This window comes from Coleofasciculus sp. C1-SOL-03 (assembly GCF_040220555.1).
Classification (GTDB): domain Bacteria; phylum Cyanobacteriota; class Cyanobacteriia; order Cyanobacteriales; family Coleofasciculaceae; genus Coleofasciculus.
In genome coordinates this window covers 1-20064 of sequence record NZ_JAVJUO010000050.1, presented here as the reverse complement: position 1 = coordinate 20064, position 20064 = coordinate 1, and the positions used below count along the sequence as shown (strand labels likewise).

Here is a 20064-nt window from a genome sequence, read left to right as displayed (position 1 = left end):
CACGATAAATCCTGCTCAGTTTGTCGTCGGAGCCTGTGAGTTATTTTATAGGCTAAAGCCCTTACTACAAACTTATTTACCCACATGCAGGCTCGGTTGAATGCGATAAATCCTGCTCAGTTTGTCGTCGGAGCTTGTGAGTTATTTTATAGGCTAAAGCCCTTACTACAAACTACAAACTTTGCAGCCATTGCTTGAACTGTTGCTTAACCTGTTGTTCCCGTTGAGCAACGGTTGCACCCGCTTCACCCATCTTATTCTCAACCTCAGCTTGCTTGTGTTCTACAACAGTAGGTTCTACCGTTTGAGATTGTGCTTTTAATTGGTTGTACCAAGCGGCAAAATTCTCTAAGCGCTGCTTCAACCGCCCATAGCGACTGCGCTCAATTTCAGTCCCCTTGCTATCAGGGTTGACCTCGTGGCTATTCATACTAGCATAGTGATGCCGCAAATCCGTATAAGCTTGGCGCAAATAGGGAAACAGGCGATTTTTAAGCGCTTTGGAGACGGCGATAACCATAGATTTAGAACGAAGCCCAGGGGTTTTGGGCATGGCTTCCCCCTTTTCGTTCTCTAGTTTATCTGCCCTTGCCAAAATCTCCGAGAAATTCTCTTGCACAATCCCGCGAATTTCACCCGTTCCATCTTTCACTTCAGCAAAACTTTTCGAGAACGCCTCTTGAACAATTTCTTGAATTCGTTCTGCCCGTTCCCTTTCTAGAGATTTAGCTTTCTGAAAATCAGTGGTGATGCGTTCTTTAGTAGCTTCAGACATAGTTATTCCTCATCGCTTTGATTAATTCGGTTTCGATACTTCTGCTAAAAAGCTTGTTCGACTCCCAAGTTAATCTTGGCAAATTTATCCGTAACTTTCCGGTGTGGTTTACCCCCAGTTTTGGCGTGTTAATTCGACAAATTGTAGGAATACTACGACATTAAGTACGGATATCCGACGATTGAGCTTATTTCATCGACTATCCAATTGAGGCGGATTCCTGTTCCCCCCTTAAAAAGCTATGCATTAGTCACATCTTTCTTAACAATCCACAAGTCTTATGGTGTCTGGGTTGGGGAGCAATGCTTAATATAGCTTAAAAAATAAATAGGGCTGTATCCAACCATCGGGCTTGGGGCGTTGTTTTTTGTGCAAAGGGTTCAGAGTGATCGGGAGATTCTGGTAGAAGCTTGTCACTCACCACACTCAATCTTGGTATTGTAGAGCTGCTTGCTGCTTTGATCATACTGTTTTTCCAGTCAGAGTGCGATCGCGTGCCAGAGTGCGATCGCACCCAAACAGTTCCCACTCACGTACTAGAGCGCTAGTCCATTAATAGTCAAGAGTCTGATGGGGATGTGTAAAAGTAGAGGCAACCTTGGCAGCAGGGGGTGCAAGTTTAACCAGCAAGTGTTTGATTGTTGACAGGGAGGTACTTCAATGAAAGCTTGGGCAGTGGAGGAATTGCAATATGCACAATTGGGGGACGTGCGCCGTAAAAAACGACTAATTCGCATAGTCAGTGATTTAGCAGCACAACCGAATGCCAGCGTACCGCAAGCTTCGGGAGACTTAGCCGCCACCCAAGCGGCCTACGAGTTTTGGAAATCTCCCTATGTCAAACCCGAAGCGATCACCTCAGCTCACCAAAGCAGCACAGTCGAACGAGTCAAAAAAGAGTCTGTTGTCATTGCAATTCAGGATACCACCGAACTGAATTTCACCCATCATCCAGCAACCCAAGGCATGGGTTACTTGGATAATGCCAAATCTTATGGCTTAAAAGTTCACTCAGTATTCTGTACGACTGGTAATGGCGTGCCTCTGGGTGTATTACATCAACAAGTCTGGGCTAGAGATATGGCACTTTTGGGTAAGAAACACCAACGACACAAAAAGCCGATCACTGACAAAGAGAGCCAGCGTTGGTTAACTGCCGATTATGCTACTCAGACTGTGATTCCACCAGAAATTGCCGTCGTCACTGTGGCAGATCGAGAAGCCGACATCTACGAGTTGTTTATGCAGCCACGCCGCCCCAAGAGTGAGTTTCTCATTCGTGCTCAGCATAACCGCTCAGTCAAACCAACTCAAGAGCACCAACATATTGAGCGTCTTCAGCAAGCCATTCGTCAAGTTCACCCTTGTGGTCAGCTCACCCTAGAACTCAGACGCCATCCAGAACGCCTTGCTCGTCCAGCTCACCTGACCCTGCGTGCTACCACCCTCGAGTTACAACCTCCAGTTACTCATCCACAGCGACAGCAACTGCAACCAATTCGCGTTCAGGTAATTTTGGCAGAAGAAGAAAACCCTCCCTCTGGTGTGTCACCGATCAGTTGGTTACTCTTAACCACTCTGGCGATTGCTTGTTTTGAGGATGTGGTGCAATGTTTACGTTGGTACAGCTATCGCTGGTTAATTGAGCGCTATCATTACGTCCTCAAAAGTGGTTGTCGCTTAGAACAACTGCAATTGGAGAGTGCTGACCGCATCCACGCCCGCTTTAGCCACCTACACGATTGTCGCTTGGCGCTTATTGTGGATGACTTACTTAGCTCGTTACCATCCTGATACTCCTGCAGATACCGTGCTAGAAACCCATGAGTGGCAAGCCCTTTACTGCACCATTCATCAGACAACTGTGCTACCTGATGTAACCCCTAATTTAAGGACTTGTGTGCGGTGGATTGCTCAATTGGGTGGGTTTTTGGCACGCAAGCACGATGGAGAACCCGGCGTGAAAACCCTTTGGCAGGGTCTACGACGACTTCATGACATTGCACAGACTTGGCTTTTACTTTCTCACTCTACTGCTACTTGTGTCAAGTCAGATTTTGTTAAGAAAGATGTGACTAATGCATAGCTTAAAAAGGGGGGCTAGGGGGGATCTCCCGATGTTCAATACACGCTTCCCAGTCGTATTGTGCATTTTCCCAACCTACTTGACTCTCTTGAAAGCAGGGAACAGGGAATAAAGGCAGAAGTCAAGGATATATTATTTTACCCTTGGCTTTTGGCTTGATTCTTCGCCACGGATAATTTTTTATTTAATAGAAAAACAATAATTTGACAATAAGGTTCATATTCAAATTTTTCATTCACATTGTCAAATTTAGCAATTTCCTTACTTAAAATACCAACAGTCCAAGACTTAGACGGATATTTTTTACGCAAGCCCTCAATCACAACATCCATAGCCGCTTTGCGATTTCTAGTCAAGGTTTCTAAATTGAGATTCAGAACCTCGTTTAATTCGTTATTAATCGTTTCATCATCAGAGTAGATTTGACCACTACTGCGGTATTTGATGAAGTCCTCACAGTTCTTACTCGCGTCAGCCGGATTAATGGTAATTTCTGTTTCAGCCTTTCTCGTATCACAGTGTTGTAAACGTTGAGGTTGACCTTGATTACCTTGACAAGCACCAAGCAAGTTTTTGTAATCTAATTGTAAATCTGGATAAATACTCTGGGGTTGCCAATGCTCAATCTTCATAGTATCGTGAGCTATACGTTGCATACAGTAACAACAAATATATCCTTGCTCAGTCAGCAATGATTGGCGTAAATCATCTTTTTGCGAATAGTTATCATAATCAGCGTAATGCTGTGAACGGTGTTCTACTAATGAGCGGGGTTCGTTTCCTTTGACAATATGCTTCACGTTATTCGGTTAAAAAACTAATCAGCGTTTGACCCCGAACAACTTCCGGGTCATTTTCTCCTAGTAATTCAGCAAGTTCTTGCAGTTTTATTTTAGCCTCCTCTATTTTATCTTCATCGATCAAAGCAAAACAAGCATTGATTTTCTCCTGCACTTGATTGGGGCGTTCTTTTACCCCCATCAACTCATATAAAATTGAATTACTATCTCTACCATAGGTATGAGGCGTTACTTCAACAAGCTGATAGTCTTCTAAAATAAATACATTTTCTCGTTTCACGTTACTCAGAACTTGAGGCGAATGAGTCGTCACGATAAACTGACAATTCGGAAAGGTACGGGTTAGGCTGGGAATTACGATTCTTTGCCATTGGGGATGCAGATGTAAATCGATTTCGTCAATTAAAACAATACCTTTGCCTTCCAACGCATTAACTCCTAAGCCAGGATTAGCAATTGCCAATCGCCGCGCCAAGTCAGTCACCAACATTAACAGCATCTTTTCTCCATCTGAGAGTTGCTCTAACTTGAAGTCCTGATTATTTTTGGTGATTGTTAAGGAAGGGGGGGCAGGGTTGCGAGTAAAATCAAGATTTCTTTGGGATTTTGATCTAACTACCCGCAGGTTATGAAAATCGCTATCGGGAAACTCGGCTAAAAATACTTCTATTGCTTTTCTGATTACCTCTAAGTTTGGATTCCTATATGCATTATCTTGGCGCAAGCGAATTTCATTTTCGTAGTCCTCTTCTTGTCTGAACCATATCAAAAAATCTTTAAACGTAATTATACCCTGATTAAATGCTCCCCAGTAAGAATTCAATTGATTGATATTACAATCAGGGTTTTTATTATCTAAATTATTGATATCTATTGATTTATTGGCTAAAAGTATTCGATATGTTCTGTAATAGGCAAGCAAGGGTAAATTTCCGTTGCTTTGTTGTAGTAGTTGTGGTCGTAATCTATTTATATAATCATATATTTGATTGTTGTAAATCAGAGGGATAGGCTGATTTATGTTTTTTTGTATGTTCCAAGATATTTTTTGATTGGCATCCAAGGCAATAGTAATATATACATTTAAAGTTTGGGCTTTTTTATTAATGTCATCTATGGTTATCGTAAAATTTTCATTGAGCATTTCTCGAACACTATCTGCCTCTAAAAAAGACATATGTTCTATTCCGAGTATTTGTATTCTTAGTTGAATTAAAAGAGCAGCAAGACAATCCAAAACCGATGATTTTCCTGAACCATTTATCCCAATTAATATAGCTGTATTGTCAGATGGAAACTTAAAATGTATCTCTTGAAAACATCTAAAATTTTGAATATGTAATTTATCAATATGCATAAATAGCCCAACCTGAAAAATTTATATAAATTAGTTTACTTGAAAACCTTGGCAAATTCAAGCTAACTCAGCCATTAGCCCTCTACAAAATCTCAGCCATTTGCCTAGCCATCCTATAGCATCAATCCAGTAATCACAGTTAACAGCTACAAGACGTAATCAGTCAATTGTAGGGGCGGGTTTAGCCACTAATTTAGCTTGTCACAGATAACTGAGCAACAAAACCCGCCCTTATGCTTAAATCTTACTGGATAAGAGTTCCAGTCCATTTTAATGGACTTAAGCTATTAGCCCGGAGTTTGAACTCCGGGCGGGCGTGTCACTTAGCGTTATCCAGAATCCTCCTTTTCCAGCAAAGCCAATAAATCCAATTCCTTATTCACTACATACATCACCGGATTCTTCTGCTTAATCACTTTCCCTTCTTGCACCGCTCGTTTTAACCAATCCTCCATCTGTCCTTTTCGTACCTGCAACGATTCAGCCAGAGATTTCGCATCTTGAGGTTGCTCTAATTGGTTAAGTATAAAGGGTAAAACCGCTTCATAAATATCTCTGGCGGGTAAATTAATGGAAATCGTTTTATCCCCGCCTAAATCATCTCCGGCTGATGATTTTTCCGACTCCATTACTCCCCCATCAGCTTGGCTTTCTTCAACCTCAGCTATAGCTGCATCTAAAAGTGTACGCAATGGCTTATTCCAAGGGGCTTCAGGAAAAACGATCCCTCCCTTTTCCAGCAATTTATGATTTCCTTCAGGTACAGTTCCCTGCATTCGCACAAAAACCGGGACATCTTTTACCTTTCTCAACACTTCAGTCGCCCCCGCCCAGGTTCCACCTTCACCAACAGCAGAACTAATCACTAATGCATAATCCGCTAACGCATAAATATACTTATTTCGTCCCATAGCATTACCCGCGCTGAAACTAGCATCGGGGTCATACGTAGATACTAATGTTAGTCTACCTTCTTTAATTCCCGCACGATACTTACTCGCCACAGCCGCTTTCGTCAAACTATCCGCAAGTACACCCACAGCATTCCCACCTGCTGCTAATATACCTAACATGGACGCTTGATCTACCCCACGCGCCCCACCAGAAATCACATTGATTCCTTGTTCAGCGCATGTCTGGACAACTCTTTCGGTATAATTAAGTCCGTCTTGATCAACATCACGAGAACCAACGATAGCCAACCCCCCTTGAGCAAGCAACTCTTTATTACCAATTCCATAGAGAATCGCGGGTGCATTATGTTTCAATCTCTGCTTCAAACATTGAGGATAATCTGCGTCACCTCGCCCCACTATCCATAACCCCTGATTCGTCCACTTTTCCACCGCTAAACTGAGCATGACACCGCGCTCAAGTAACGCGACTAACCGCTGAGAATCCAGCTTGCCAATAGTATTTTGAGATAAGCGATTTTTCAGAGTTGGATTGAGCAAATCCGCTGGATTCAGGTTATCTTCCAGCAACCAACTCGCTACCGTATTATACTCACTCAGGGTTAAGGGTTTGGGTTCAGTTTGACGATTTTGTCCAAAGCTGGCACACAATAATAAAATGGCTTGAGTATTGGGTGACAGCAGATGGTAATCCATAATCTTCTAATTTGTTTGCGTTAACGAATTCAGTGCCAATGCTAACGGAAAAACTTGACCACTTCCAGCCCGACGTAACAGTGCAGCAATGACTGTAAATGTCCAACGTGAATCTACCATATCATCAATTAAGAATACTGCACCTTTCATACCTTGCCAAGGGGTCACGTCAAAGACACCATCGAGGTTATGGGCTTGTTGGTAACTATTCCCCATCTGTTTTTGTTGCTGATTCTGGCGAACTTTCTGCACAATTGGCTGAAAGGGTAATTGTAATTGATGGGCGAGGCGTTGGGCAAAATTGGGGACAAGTTGCGGATGATTTAAGGAAGGAACACAAGTTACCCAAGTAGGAAAAGGTTGGGGATGCCAACGTTGAATCATCTCAAATGCACCCTGCACCAAGGCGTCGTCAAAATCATGATTATGGTATTTCCCTTGTTTGACTAATTCACCCCAACCCGCATCCCCCCAAAGCGATAAGGCGCGTCCGGGTTCAGCGCGTAAATTGTCGCGAATTTTCCCAGAAAACCCATAACTAGAAAGCGCTTTTGATGCCCATTTTTTACGAGGTTCGATCATTTGATCACTGCGACGGAGATACTGAATCGCTTGATTAACTCGGTTTAGGGAATAGGTTTCGGGTAATAACGGTCTACCCAAGCATACCGCACATTTCCCGCAAGGTGTGGGCTGGGGATCATCTAATTCTCTGGCGAGAAATGTCATCAAGCATTCTCGACTGTTCATATAGTCCAACATGCGAGCTTGTTCTTGGCGGCGAATTTGGGTCAACCGTTCAATTTTATCTGTATCCGGGTGATAAAATACGGGCGTCGCATACCATTTAGAGCCTTGCTTGGTGACAGGTGCAGGGGACTCTAGGGATAACAGTTTCAGCACCTTCTTAATTTGCCCGTTAGAGAGATTTAGATGCTGCTCGATTTGGGGAATAGATAATCCATCTTCTGCTGCTTCTAATGCCTTTAAAACCGCCTGAACATGAGCCTCTGGTGGAAAGGCAGTTTGAATAAAATAATCGGTAATTTCCTGATCTTCTGATCCACCGAGCAGAATCCCATAAGCTTGCTCTACCGCTCTCCCGGCTCGTCCGACTTGTTGGTAATAATGAACCACAGAACCTGGACGCTGATAGTGGATGACAAATCCTAAATCCGGCTTATCAAACCCCATTCCTAAAGCGGTTGTTGCGACTAAAGCCTTAATTTCATTGTTAAGCAGTTGGTCTTCTAAGATTAAACGCTGTTCATGAGTTAGCTTAGCATGGTAGGCTTGAGCATGAATCCCTTGCTGATTTAACCAATCGGCAACTCGTTCCGTATCTTTGATAGTTAATGCGTAAATAATCCCACTTCCGGGTAAGTTGGGTAAGTGTTTCGCCAACCACGCCATGCGGGCGGCGGGACTCGGTAATTTAATGGTTTGTAATTGTAAGCTTTTTCGGGTAAGAGTACCTCTGGATACCAGTAAATTGGCGCCCAGTTGCGTAATAATATCGTGAACCACGCGGTTATTTGCCGTGGCGGTTGTGGCGAGGGCGGGAATGGTTTGAGGAAGCGCTTGTAAAACCCGGACAATGCGCCGATAGTCGGGGCGAAAGTCATGTCCCCAGTCGGAAATACAATGGGCTTCATCGACAACAAATAAGCCAATTCGTTGGGAGATGGGTAACAGAATCTTTTGGCGAAAGTCTTCATTAGCGAGTCGTTCGGGAGAAATCAGGAGAATATCAATGATTCCCGCTTGTAATTGAGCGTTAATCTGTTCCCACTCTTCGGGATTACTGGAGTTAATCGTGGCGGCGTTAATATTAATCCGTTCAGCCGCAATAATTTGATTTCGCATCAACGCCAGGAGGGGTGAAATCAGCAGAGTGGGACCTGCATGATTATCACGCAGTAAACGAGTAGCGAGAAAGTAGACAATGCTTTTCCCCCAGCCTGTGCGTTGTACAACCAGAAGCCGCGATCGCTCTAAAATTATGCTAGCGATGGCTTCCCATTGTCCATCCCGAAATTGAGCGGTTGGGTTGTTGAGGGCTTGGCGCAGCAGTGATAGTGCTTGGGCTTTCAGTTGGGTTGTCATATCGATACGCCGTGTTGGGTGAAGTTAAGGGTTTTCGGAAGCAATGTTATTGGTAAAACCCGCTTCGACTGTCCTTAATTTAACATCAACGTATTCATCAAGTCTCTGTACCGAATCTCCATCTCTTCCCTAGCTAGTCTAGCATCAAGCGCCAAGAACTCAAGTTCTTGGCTTATAGCGCAAGTCATCTAAAGATGACTATAATTATGTTCCAACAGTAGGCTAGATTATTTTGGTTTTTAGTTATTTTTTAAAGTCAGCGCTGGATCAAGTCTAATAATTTTAACATTAATTGACCATAGACAATAATACAATAGTCTATTTTTATGAATTAACTAAGTAGGGGACAACGTTTTATTGCCTCCCTACCTAAAATCGGATCATTGATCCAGTTGTTTTCCCCGCATGCTGAGTTTATCCATAAACTGGATGACTACTCTTTCCAGCGGTCTATTTTGAATCCTTTGAATAAATTTACTGAGTGGATTTACTCCAATAACATAATTCTCAATTTGAATCCCCAGCGGTGCTAAATGCTTACCTGATAGTTCTTGATGCAGTAAGGGAAACTTGCCCTGCTTCAAATACTCAATCAGCCACAGCACATCACTATTTCTTCTCTGTTCCTCATCTTTAAATCTGTCCTGCTCACTTCCAGCAATTGTATCCCTGTCAAAAGAGATAATGCCTGTTAAGTTAAACAGTGGGCTTTTGCTGATATAGCATAGAGTTTGTTTCCTGGTGGGAATTACACCCAGGTTTATTGAGTCCAGGAAACGGGCGATGAACGCCAAAGGTCGAGGGATGGCACTTTGCGTATCACTAATGTCAGGCGCGAGGAGTAAAGAGGGTTGATTTTTGATAGACCTTTCTAAGTCAGGACTATCCATAAAACTCTGTTCAATTTGGCGAATCTGGCTGTCCGCGTTTGAATTGCACTGCTTTAAAATATCTCGCCATCTGTCGCCACTTAAAAGTTCTAAAAGGGCGATATACTTGCACCCCAAACTGTGACCTATCCAAAAATAGTTGTCCAGATTTTGATAAACCTCAGTTGGGTAGTTGAGTCTTTTAGCAATTTGGTAAATTTCCTGGGACAGAACTTTCTGTTCTTCTAATAAACTAATTGAAACAGACCAATGGCGAAAGGTAAACCGGAAGGGAAGAGCAATGATGGTATAACCTTCATTAAATAACCTTTTTAACAAATAGCGATAAAAAACCGTGGGAAAACTGCCAAAGAAAGCACCACCGATAAATTGAATAACACCTTTTGGATTGGGATGAATAGCCACCCAGCTAAAGGAAAGGGGCTGAAACTTAAATGTGTCGTTCATGATTAATTAGTATGTTGCTTGGGCATAAAGACAAGGAAAACCGCAACGTCTCTATAACTAACCGCTGTGGCTAAATCGACGCTTGAGAGGAAGAAATAATTTTTGAGTGTGATAGTAGAGATATAACCTGCTACATCTCTACTATCTTTTGGTTCAAGAGTTAGGTTGACACCGACCGAATTAAGGTTTAGGATGTGATAGCTTAACTTCTGGTCATCTGGGTTTCTAACTCATCGATCCGTTCCACCATCGTGCTTAAAACCTGTTGCAAGCTATCGGTTGTTTCGGAAATTACTCCATTGCCTAAATTCGGGGGGTTAGGATTAAACCGATCAGGATTTTCTCGGATAATTTCGGCTAAACCAGGGTCAAGTTCAAGGATTTCAGAGGGGAGTTGCCGTATCGGAAAACGTGGGAATTGAAACTGAGTTAGTGTAACTTGAGAACCGCCTGTCGCCGTGGGCAGCGCATAAGCAAGTTGGTCAAAGTCTGCCCTTGTTTGGGGGAAGTCGTTGGGCAAGAATGTTCCCCGTTGCTGAGGCGTCAGCAACAAGTCAAAGGAGTTAGAACCAAAGAGATTGGCTAGGGAAAGGGTAACAAATCCACGGATTTCTGTATTGGCTTGGTTTACAACCTGTTGGTTAGTGACATCGGGTTGTAAGAGAAATAACCCGGTATCGCGTGGAGGAATGGATATCAAATAGGTTTGAGTGGTTGGGGTTTGACTGATGGGATTTAATTGATTGTTGAAACCTGCGACATCAAAAAATGCCAGTAGCGGTTGACTGTTTAGGTTGGGAGATTGAGCGGTGAAATTGACTCGCAGTCGGACAGGGGTATTGCGACTGATATTAGAAATCGTCAAAAAGTAACCCTGGATAATAGTCCGACCTGCCCCTAAAATGTCAGCATTTTGCTGTACCAGGGGTTTAACCAAAAGCTCGAATGTAGAAACAACTGTGGATACAGCCATTCGCTTGAAACTCCTTTAATAGAACATCAGAATTGAGTACCGCTTCCGAGAAATTCAAATTGCTTTGTCAGTAAGGTATGACTGATCAATTGATTTCCGCCGCGCTGTACTTAGTGATTAACCGGGTTGTTCCTCGGTTATTACTAGAAACGAGGATTAAGCAGGGACTATTCCAGATTGATACAAAACTTTACATTAGGAGTTGAAGTGGCTACACAAACAAAGAGGAGGCGATTGAAATCGCAGCTACACAAACAAAGTCCGCCTGCGCGGACTAAATTATAACGGGGATAGCTAACCCGGATTTAGCGTAAGTTCTGATAAGTTATGACTTATGGCGGATGATTTCTCTCACAGGAAGCCGCTAAAGTCCTCTAGAGACGACTGGATAAGCGTTTGAATCCTAACTTTAAAATCTGAAATGGCAACCATTGAGGAACTCAAAACCCAAATTAGCAGCGCCCAAGATTTGCAATCAGTGGTGAAGACAATGAAAGCGTTGGCGGCTGTGAGTATTCGTCAGTATGAAAAAGCCGTAGAGTCTCTGGTTGAGTACAATCGCACTGTAGAAATGGGGTTACAGATTCTCCTCAAACAGCGTCATTTTGCCGAATCCTTCACGATACCCCGATCGCTCCTGAATCTGAGTGAAGCCCAATCGCCGTCACAGAGTATGATTGCGATTATTTTTGGGTCAGATCAAGGGTTATGTGGTCAGTTTAATCAGCAAATTGCCCATCATGCGATCGCACACCTAGATCAGCTAGATCAGCTAGATCAGCTAGATCAGCAAGATGTGTCACCGGAACAATTAGCGATCGCAGGCGTGGGGGCGCGAGTGATTCCCTCCCTGGAAACGGCTGGATATGGGGTAACTGAGGCATTTCCCGTACCGCGATCGGCATCAGATATTACCCCTCAAGTCCAAGAGATCGTGCTGACGATTGAACAATGGCGAGAGGAACGGCAATGCGATCGCATCCTCTTATTTTATAATCACCCCTTATCAGGGGCGTCCTACGAATCGCGCCACCTCCAGCTTTTACCCCTCGATCCCGAATGGTTGCGCCAGTTAGAAGCCAGAGAATGGGCGACATCAATGGTACCGAGTTATACCATGAACTGGCAGCAATTATTTTCCGCATTAATCCGCCAATATCTGTTTGTGTCTCTTTATCAGGCGTTTGCTGCATCTCTGGCTAGTGAAAATGCCAGTCGTCTCTCCTCAATGCAATCCGCCCAAAAGAATATTGATGAACGACTTTCTGATTTAAATTCCCAATATCGTCGCCAACGTCAAAGTTCAATTACGGCTGAACTCCTGGATGTGGTGGCAGGTTTTGAAGCATTAACGTAACCAGAAGTAGGTGGGAAACAGTATTAAAGAGTGGATAAGCTTCACCCGATTGGGGGAACGGAATGGGGGAAGTTAGGTGCTATTAGATCATGCTACAGTAAGCTATTCCAATAAGAAAGTAGCGGTTGCGACTTCTGAGGGGGTCAAGTTCTTTAGGTTTGATCCCTAAAAGTTAGCCAAAAAACACTTACGATAGACAGCCTCCAATGATTTGCGATCGCTCTTGCATTCCTCGCATAGGCGTTGCTATCGCCTGTATTTGGCTCGTTCACTCGCATCATAGACGAAAGAAGAGGTTTTACAAACTATTATGCTCAAGCTTTATCACAATCCAATGACCCGCTCTCTGAGAGTTCTTTGGTTACTTGAAGAACTCGGTTTGGACTATAGTTTGGAATCAGTCGAATTTGTCCCCCCTGTTGAGGGGAAACTATTCGCGCAAAAAACGCCAACGGGAAGGTTCCCGACGCTTGAAGATGGCGAGATAACGATTGGCGAATCGGGCGCAATTATAGAGTATTTAATCGAACGCTACAGTGAAGGTCGTCTTGCGCCACCAATCGGTTCACCCTTGCGTGCAAAATACCTGCAATGGATGCATTTTCCGGAGGGAACCCTCAACCCCTATGTCAATGCTATACAACGATTTGCTCCCGTCACACCTGCGATAGTTGCTGCCATGCGGGAGGAACTTGACATCGCGATCGCGTTTGTTGACGATGAGTTAACCTATAATACTTACATTGTCGGAAACGATTTCACGGGTGCAGATATTATGCTAGCTGTCAGCTTGTTGTCAGTCAATAGTCTGGGATCGTTAGTTGAGAATTATACCAACATCGCCGCGTATTTTGCTCGGCTTCAATCTAGACCTGCACTGGTTAAAGCGATGCAGAGTTAAGCATCAATGACTTTTGTCATTCCTTTTAATGACTTAACGCTATGGCAAAGGCGCGATCGCCTCGTTATCATAAAAAAAATAATGTGCTATTCAGCTCAGGAGGTAATCCTATGGAATCAAAACCACGCACCTTTAAAGAAACAACTCTACTGTTTCTAGGGGGTGCTGCTGCTGGACTAATTATTTTTGCCCTATTCGGCGGTGTATGGCAAGTCACTCACTTTTGGTGGGTGATGGCAGCAACTACACTATTCTGTGGTTTATTAGCCGTAGTGTTCCGTCAAAACTTCCAGAAAATGTTAAATGCTGTGATGGATAATGCTCCTTGGATTTAGGAACAGAAGCTTCAGCCGAAGCCCTTGCTTATCGATTAGTTAAAGTTGTTATAAATTACCGACAATAATAAAATTTACGGTAATTTATAACTAGCCACCCGTACCTTTAAGTCTCCCTCTTGGGGAGGGTAGCTAAAAATAAAGGCTCCTTCTTGAATTTCGCCACTGGACAAAAAGTTAATCGTTTGTTCCCCTGATTCTTGAACTCCCGATGCGGTTGTGAGTTCCGCCACCACCTGAACCGATTCCGCTGTTTTCCCGCCGCTATTAGTAACGGTAAAGGGGACATAATATTGCCTTTCTACTTGGCGAATGTCTGTTTGTTTAATAGTTACACAGAGGATAGGGGGTTGACTGTCTCTACCCAGTCCTCTAAATGTGACCAGTCCCACAATTGTAATTAAAATGAACAGGGCAATTGTAAAGCTGACCCACTCCGCCGGGGAACGATGAGAGGGGTTCGCTTGATCGGAAGACTGATCACTCATATAGCAATCCTATTTGAGTCGTGTCCAAAAATCTGATAATTTTCGGGAATGGGGAACACCTCGACTTACCTCGACTTACCTCGACTTACCTCGACTTCGCTCGGTAACACGCTCGGTAACACGCTCGGCAACACGCTCGGTAACACGCTCGGTGTGTCATGGGGAATGGGTAATGGGAAAGAGTTTCAAAGCTTTTTTCTATTTTTTGATTTTTCACAACCTATTTAGGATAAATAACACTGACTTAAGGGGAATGTCACTGACTTAAGGTTGGTGGGCAATGCCCACCCTACGGTATATTACTGGTTTCGGCGATCCCAAAGGCTTATTTCAGTGCTATTCTATTTAGGATTGCTATATCATATCGCTAAACGTCCAGCAGCACCGCCAATAGTGGCAGGTAGCCCTAATAACAGCGTATACCGCAACCACAAAAACCACGGATCACTCAAGCTAAGGCGGTTGAAGAACCACAACATTAAAGCCGAAGCTAGCAGTGAGATCAAGTAGGAGAGAATAGTTTTCCCGATAGGCGTTGGCAAGATCCCATTGAGGAGGCGACGTTGATGTTGGTGAGCAAAGCCAGCAGCAAAAACAATCCCGTAGGAAATGAATAGGGATGCGGCAATAATAATCAACAGCCAAGGGGATGAAGCTGAAGCCGCTAGGGTGGGAATTTCGTCAGTTGGGGCAATACTAAAGGCGACAATGATTGCACCGATTAAGGTGGCACTAATATCAGCTATCATCGTCCGGAAACCCAGTTTTTTGCTCGGCTGTAAGTATTGATTGGAGTCAGATTCAGCCGATTGCTCCGGCAGTAGCGATCGCGCCATGGCTACACCCAGGGAAAATGGCACACTCTCAAAAATAACTTTTCCCAATGCTTCATCAATGGGAGTTTCGCCGGTAATGCGACGCAGCAAAATTAGAATAAATGTCGCACAAACGATGCCAATTGCCAAGGCTTCTACACTTTCCATAGCGGCATAAAGCATCCCATCACGCCTACTTTTGCGAAAGCCTTCACTGCGATTAAATAAAAACACAACACTATACGTGATGCTCAGAATAGCCAGTAATAGAATAGGTTGAATCGATGACCCTATCCACCAAACCTCCATTGTATAAAGTAGAGGGATGCCAAACAAACATCCGCCCAAAATGCCGCGAATTATCTGCTGAATTTCTCTTGCCCAAGCCTGCGATCGCTGTCGTGTTTGGAACTGTTTCATCATAGCAATTAAACTGTTAAAACAATCCTTGTCTAAATATTTTAGTCTACGATATCCATCGTCCATAGCCAAGCCTATTAAATGATAAATGAGCAAAACGCTGACGATGATTTAGCGCTGGTTAAACTAAATTTTACTGGTTTCACCCTAAGTCAATTAACTTTCTTTAGATAGAGATCAGATTACACTATTTATTAATAAAGCAAACCTGTTCTTTTGAGAAAAACCTTAAGGGAGGTAAAACTTGGCTGCACTGATTTCACTGTTGACTGTGATAAGCTTATCGCTACTGATTACTCGCATTGCTACTGTGGCGCTGGCACTCACCGGACTGTCACGGGAATCGGCAAAGTTCCAGGCTCGTTCAGCGTTTACAGGGGTAGGCTTTACCACCAACGAAGCGGAACAAGTGGTTAGCCATCCGGTACGGCGTCGCATCTTGATGCTGTTGATGCTGCTAGGGAATGTGGGCGTGATCACCACGATTTCATCCCTAATCTTGACATTTTTGAACACAGCGAGTAATCAGCAATGGCTAGTGCGATCGCTGATATTGGGGATAGGATTAGCGGTGCTGTGGGTTATAGCCACGAGTAAATGGATTGACCGTTATTTGTCACGACTGATTAATTGGGCGTTGCACCGCTGGACGACGCTGAATGTGCAAGATTATGCCAGTTTGCTGCGTCTGTCTGGTGATTACACCGTAATGGAGATGGAAGTACAACCTGACGATTGGTTGGCAGAGAGAGAGTTAGGGGAGTTGGGGTTGAGGCAAGAAGGCGTGGTGGTGCTGGGAATCCAACGGGAGAATGGTCGCTATGTGGGCGCACCGAAAGGACACACTCGCATTTGTCCGGGTGATGTCTTGATTCTGTATGGTCGATTACCCTTGCTGAATGAGTTAGACCAACGGGGTGCAGATTGGACAGGCGAACAGTCTCACCAAAAAGCCGTTGCCCAGCAGCAACGGAACTTGGCACAACAAGATCGAGAAGAGGCAGAGGATAACCTTTAGAGCGTCGGTTTCAGCATACCCAAGGACAAAGGATAAGAGGCGAATTGAGCAAAAGAGTCGGTAGAGCGCAATGCTACAATCAGAGGGGGTAAGGGGGAAAGCTAGGTTTGATTCGTCATAAATTCAGGTCAATCCGAAATAGATTAGCTACATTAAAAAAACTATTGATGGTAAACCTTAATCGAGCGCTGCACTGAATCAGGGCAGTTAGGGACGCAAAATACCCCACAATACTAGGCTTTGAGGGACATGGCTATGCAGTCGGAACAACAACAGCGAATCATGGGCTACTTTATGGAGGAGGCACAAGACCACCTCAATACCATAGAGCAAGGTTTGCTAAATCTGCAAAGCACCATCGAAGACCCTGAGACATTGAACGAAATGTTCCGCGCTGCTCATTCGGTCAAGGGCGGAGCGGCGATGTTAGGACTCAATAGCATTCATCAAACTGCCCATCGCTTAGAAGATTACTTCAAAGTCCTCCAAGACACTCCAATTCAAGCAGATACTCAGTTAGAATCCCTGTTGCTGCACGTTTTTGACACCCTCAGCGCTCTGTTAAATCAGCTTCAAGGATCGGATGGTTTGACCGACGAAACAGCCAGCCCGATTATGTCTGATGCTGAGCCTGTTTTTGTGCAACTCAACAGCTATTTACAACAGTTGGTTCAAAATTCTCAAGCGACTGGTGATACTCCTTCCCCAGCCCACTCCTCTCAATCCTCTAGTAAAGGAACAAAAACCTTGCCCGCCACCTTTAAGCGAGATGTCCTGGTAGAACTGCGGGAGATGTTGCAACTGTATAAGCAGTCGGATACTCCCAAACATCGCCACGCCCTGCAAAACCATTGCCAACGGTTGATCGAATTAGGTGATCGATTGGACTTACCGGGGTGGGGTGAACTATTAGAGATATCAAAACGGGCGATCGCCAATCCCGAAAATTCTTATCGCTTACTCGCTAGCGTCACCATTAAAGAAATTAAACAAGCTCAAGAATTAGTGCTGACTGGGCGATCCGCCGAGATTGTACCCAGTGAACAACTCAAAGCCCTGGCACCCGACGCGACAACGGTCGAATCCGAGACAGAATCCGATATTAGCACCCATTCGCCAACCCAGGAATCTGATCGCTTTGATCATCGCGATACCTATATCCAAGCCGAGGATACCTATATCCAAAATCCAAACGACACCGGAGATCCCAGAGGCGATAAACTCCAATTCTCGGCGGTTCCATCCTCAAATTCTATCCCTCCCCTGTCCGAGAAAGGCGAACCCGAAGTGGGTATCGCCGAACTTAATAGTTTAGCCGATATTTTTGAAACTCAAACCGCTGATTTAGATCAAACGTGGCACGAAGAAGAAGTGATTAGTCCAGATGATCAATCCTTAGACTTAGATGCAGATGATTGGCTGGATCTTGAAGACGCGAATGATTTTTCTGATTTAATTGATGAGAGTGATGAGCTAGGACATTCAACACCCGATGATCAGTTAATGGAAGGGTTAACAGATGAGTTTGACCTAGACGCGATCGCCAATCCTCAAGCCTCAACAGAATCACCGGATTCCTTTAATATCTCATCCAGCTTGACCGACGACTTTTCTGGTCAACTATTTGAGTCAGATACCTCCGAAGAGTCAGACCCGATGAGTTACTCCGGCGAAGACTTAAATGGTTTATTTGGTGAGAGTTTCTTTGAGGAGGAAGGAGAAACGGCAACCGGAGGAATGTTCAGTCATTCGGATTTTGAAGATTTAGACGTAGAGGACGTTCCTCAATCCTCCATTCAGGACGATGAAACAGCCTCAGAGTCAGACTTTGACTTTGATGACCTACTAGAAATTTCGAGTACAGAGGACGAGGCTCAAACTTGGGGAGAATCAACCAATCAGAACGATTTTGATCTGGAAGACTATCTAGAAAGTAGCGATTTAGATCAAGAAACTGATTTAGACAGTACCGATCAAGCGGACATCGACATCGAATCAGCAACAGCAACGGGAGATGTATCGAATCCCTTTGAAGAAACATCCCTCGACGATTTTGATCAAGACGGTTGGGAAGACGCAGAAAACCTCCCCGATTTTGAGGCACTCAATGACTTCTTTGATTCAGAACCTGGAGTTGAGTCAACGCCAGTTGATAACGTGACTGACCCAGAACATGCTTCTATCATTGAGCTGCCCACATCCACGGATGAAGCCTTAAATGAAAGCAGCAGTTCAACCCAAGATGAAATTCTGCCAGACGTAACAGAAGATGGGGAAGACTTCTGGGCTGAAGAGGGTGAAGAATCATTCGGCTCAGCGGCACAGGTAGACGATTTAGATGACGATTGGTTAATCGGTGAATCCCTAGGGACACAACAACTGGAAACCTCGGAAACTGAATCAGCCGCCGACCTATTTGGCGATTGGGAAACATCACCAGCGCCATCTAACCAAGAGTTAGACGATTTATTTGCCGAAGACAGTGAGGAGTCCTTGGGTGCAAGCGCCCAGCTAGACGATTTAGATGAAGATTGGTTCACGGATGAGTCTCCCCAGACACCACAGGCGGAAACATCGGACAGCGCCGCTGATCTATTTGGGGATGAGGAAATCCGAGAAACAGCATCGGGCGAAGCGGTAGACGACTTATTTGCCCAAGAGGAAGAAGAAGCAGCAACCCCCAGCACCGAGCTAGACGATTTAGATGAAGATTGGTTCACGGATGAGTCTCCCCAGACACCACAGGCGGAACCATCAGACAGCGCCGCTGATCTATTTGGGGATGAGGAAATCCGAGAAACCCCTTCGGGCGAAGAGGTAGACGACTTATTTGCCCAAGAGGAAGAAGAAGCAGCCCCCAGCGCCCAGGTAGAGGATTTAGACGACGATTGGTTCACTGATGAGTTTCCACAAACACCGCAGGCGGAAATATCAGACAGCGCTGCCGATTTGTTTGGGGATTGGGACATCCCAGAAACAGCACCGAGCGAAGAGTTAGACGACTTATTTGCCCAAGTAGATGGGGCAGAATTAGCCCCCAGCGCCGAGTCAGAGGATTTAGACGACGATTGGTTCACTGATGAGTCTCCACAAACACCGCAGGCGGAAACATCGGATACCGCCGCTGATTTGTTTGGGGATGAGGAAATCTTAGAAACCCCTTCGGGTGAAGAGGTAGACGACTTATTTGCCCAAGAGGAAGAAGAAGCAGCCCCCAGCGCCGAGTCAGAGGATTTAGACGGCGATTGGTTCACTGATGAGTCTCCACAGACACCACAGGCGGAAACATCGGACATCCCAACGGATGTATGGGACGAGTGGGACATCCCAGAAACAGTACCAGGCGAAGACTTAGATGACTTATTTGCCCAAGAGGAGACACAAGCAACCCCCAGCGCCCAGGTAGAGGATTTAGACGACGATTGGTTAACCGATGAGTCTGCACAGACACCACAGGCGGAAACATCGGACAGCGCCGCCGATCTGTTTGGGGATTGGGACATCCCAGAAACAGCACCGGGCGAAGACTTAGACGAGTTATTTGCTGAGGAAGAAGAAACAACCCCCAGCGCCCAGGTAGAGGAATTAGACGAAGATTGGTTAACCGATGAGTCTGCACAGGCACCACAAGCAGAACCATCGGACAGCGCCGCCGATCTGTTTGGGGATTGGGACATCCCAGAAAC

The 20064-nt window shown here is 44.7% G+C and carries 15 protein-coding genes and 1 pseudogene; 6 read left to right on the top strand and 10 right to left on the bottom strand.

Going from position 1 to position 20064, the window contains the following annotated elements:
• Positions 1-172 precede the first annotated feature (172 nt).
• Positions 173-775: a hypothetical protein gene (locus tag RIE73_RS07545; RefSeq protein WP_446400607.1), complete on the bottom strand. Its 603-nt coding sequence runs from the start codon at positions 773-775 to the stop codon at positions 173-175.
• 316 nt (positions 776-1091) lie between these two features.
• The gene (locus RIE73_RS07540) at positions 1092-1304 is read right to left on the bottom strand and encodes a hypothetical protein (protein ID WP_446400606.1); all 213 of its coding nucleotides are present in this window, start codon (positions 1302-1304) and stop codon (positions 1092-1094) included.
• A 131-nt stretch (positions 1305-1435) separates the two neighbouring features.
• Between RIE73_RS07540 and RIE73_RS07535 the strand changes: the two are divergent.
• Positions 1436-2861: pseudogene (locus RIE73_RS07535) on the top strand (IS4 family transposase).
• A gap of 137 nt (positions 2862-2998) precedes the next feature.
• On the opposite strand, the gene RIE73_RS07530 reads toward RIE73_RS07535, so the two are convergent.
• The 6 genes from RIE73_RS07530 to RIE73_RS07505 form a co-directional block, all read right to left on the bottom strand.
• Positions 2999-3661, bottom strand: a complete 663-nt coding sequence (locus RIE73_RS07530) for a retron system putative HNH endonuclease (protein ID WP_446397775.1) — start codon at positions 3659-3661, stop codon at positions 2999-3001.
• 1 nt (position 3662) lies between these two features.
• Positions 3663-5018 carry an AAA family ATPase gene (locus RIE73_RS07525; protein WP_446400605.1) on the bottom strand — a complete coding sequence of 452 codons (1356 nt, stop codon included), beginning with the start codon at positions 5016-5018 and terminating at the stop codon, positions 3663-3665.
• Positions 5019-5347: 329 nt separating this feature from the next.
• The gene (locus tag RIE73_RS07520; protein WP_446400604.1) at positions 5348-6628 is read right to left on the bottom strand and encodes a DNA-processing protein DprA; all 1281 of its coding nucleotides are present in this window, start codon (positions 6626-6628) and stop codon (positions 5348-5350) included.
• A gap of 6 nt (positions 6629-6634) precedes the next feature.
• A complete protein-coding gene (locus RIE73_RS07515; RefSeq protein WP_446400603.1) occupies positions 6635-8734 on the bottom strand; it encodes a RecQ family ATP-dependent DNA helicase in 2100 nt (699 codons plus the stop codon).
• A gap of 380 nt (positions 8735-9114) precedes the next feature.
• Positions 9115-10071, bottom strand: coding sequence for a DUF1350 family protein (locus RIE73_RS07510; RefSeq protein ID WP_446400602.1), 957 nt, complete (start codon positions 10069-10071; stop codon positions 9115-9117).
• Positions 10072-10273: 202 nt separating this feature from the next.
• Complete coding sequence (locus RIE73_RS07505) at positions 10274-11044, bottom strand: hypothetical protein (RefSeq protein ID WP_446400601.1); 771 nt, start codon at positions 11042-11044, stop codon at positions 10274-10276.
• Positions 11045-11465: 421 nt separating this feature from the next.
• Between RIE73_RS07505 and RIE73_RS07500 the strand changes: the two genes are divergently transcribed.
• From RIE73_RS07500 to RIE73_RS07490, 3 genes are all read left to right on the top strand, one after another.
• Positions 11466-12401 (top strand): F0F1 ATP synthase subunit gamma, encoded by a 936-nt coding sequence (locus RIE73_RS07500; protein ID WP_446400600.1) that lies wholly within the window; start codon positions 11466-11468, stop codon positions 12399-12401.
• Between the two features lie 310 nt (positions 12402-12711).
• Positions 12712-13302: a glutathione S-transferase family protein gene (locus RIE73_RS07495; RefSeq protein ID WP_446400599.1), complete on the top strand. Its 591-nt coding sequence runs from the start codon at positions 12712-12714 to the stop codon at positions 13300-13302.
• A 110-nt stretch (positions 13303-13412) separates the two neighbouring features.
• Positions 13413-13637 (top strand): hypothetical protein, encoded by a 225-nt coding sequence (locus RIE73_RS07490; RefSeq protein ID WP_446400598.1) that lies wholly within the window; start codon positions 13413-13415, stop codon positions 13635-13637.
• 74 nt (positions 13638-13711) lie between these two features.
• Here RIE73_RS07490 and RIE73_RS07485 read toward each other — a convergent pair whose 3' ends face one another.
• Both RIE73_RS07485 and RIE73_RS07480 read right to left on the bottom strand, forming a co-directional pair.
• Positions 13712-14125, bottom strand: coding sequence for a TIGR02588 family protein (locus RIE73_RS07485; protein WP_446400597.1), 414 nt, complete (start codon positions 14123-14125; stop codon positions 13712-13714).
• A 359-nt stretch (positions 14126-14484) separates the two neighbouring features.
• Complete coding sequence (locus tag RIE73_RS07480; protein WP_446400596.1) at positions 14485-15363, bottom strand: TIGR02587 family membrane protein; 879 nt, start codon at positions 15361-15363, stop codon at positions 14485-14487.
• Between the two features lie 241 nt (positions 15364-15604).
• Between RIE73_RS07480 and RIE73_RS07475 the strand changes: the two genes are divergently transcribed.
• Positions 15605-16378, top strand: a complete 774-nt coding sequence (locus RIE73_RS07475) for a TrkA C-terminal domain-containing protein (RefSeq protein WP_446400595.1) — start codon at positions 15605-15607, stop codon at positions 16376-16378.
• A gap of 255 nt (positions 16379-16633) precedes the next feature.
• Positions 16634-20064, top strand: a 3431-nt coding sequence (locus RIE73_RS07470) for an Hpt domain-containing protein (RefSeq protein WP_446400594.1), incomplete at its 3' end; no start/stop codon positions are given.

Excerpts from the sequence above, each read along its gene's own strand:
- RIE73_RS07515 (WP_446400603.1), bottom strand. The coding sequence starts at position 8,734 with ATGACAACCCAACTGAAAGCCCAAGCACTATCACTGCTGCGCCAAGCC.
- RIE73_RS07485 (WP_446400597.1), bottom strand. The coding sequence starts at position 14,125 with ATGAGTGATCAGTCTTCCGATCAAGCGAACCCCTCTCATCGTTCCCCG.
- RIE73_RS07510 (WP_446400602.1), bottom strand. The coding sequence starts at position 10,071 with ATGAACGACACATTTAAGTTTCAGCCCCTTTCCTTTAGCTGGGTGGCT.
- RIE73_RS07490 (WP_446400598.1), top strand. The coding sequence starts at position 13,413 with ATGGAATCAAAACCACGCACCTTTAAAGAAACAACTCTACTGTTTCTA.
- RIE73_RS07480 (WP_446400596.1), bottom strand. The coding sequence starts at position 15,363 with ATGATGAAACAGTTCCAAACACGACAGCGATCGCAGGCTTGGGCAAGA.
- RIE73_RS07500 (WP_446400600.1), top strand. The coding sequence starts at position 11,466 with ATGGCAACCATTGAGGAACTCAAAACCCAAATTAGCAGCGCCCAAGAT.
- RIE73_RS07525 (WP_446400605.1), bottom strand. The coding sequence starts at position 5,018 with ATGCATATTGATAAATTACATATTCAAAATTTTAGATGTTTTCAAGAG.
- RIE73_RS07545 (WP_446400607.1), bottom strand. The coding sequence starts at position 775 with ATGTCTGAAGCTACTAAAGAACGCATCACCACTGATTTTCAGAAAGCT.
- RIE73_RS07495 (WP_446400599.1), top strand. The coding sequence starts at position 12,712 with ATGCTCAAGCTTTATCACAATCCAATGACCCGCTCTCTGAGAGTTCTT.
- RIE73_RS07520 (WP_446400604.1), bottom strand. The coding sequence starts at position 6,628 with ATGGATTACCATCTGCTGTCACCCAATACTCAAGCCATTTTATTATTG.
- RIE73_RS07505 (WP_446400601.1), bottom strand. The coding sequence starts at position 11,044 with ATGGCTGTATCCACAGTTGTTTCTACATTCGAGCTTTTGGTTAAACCC.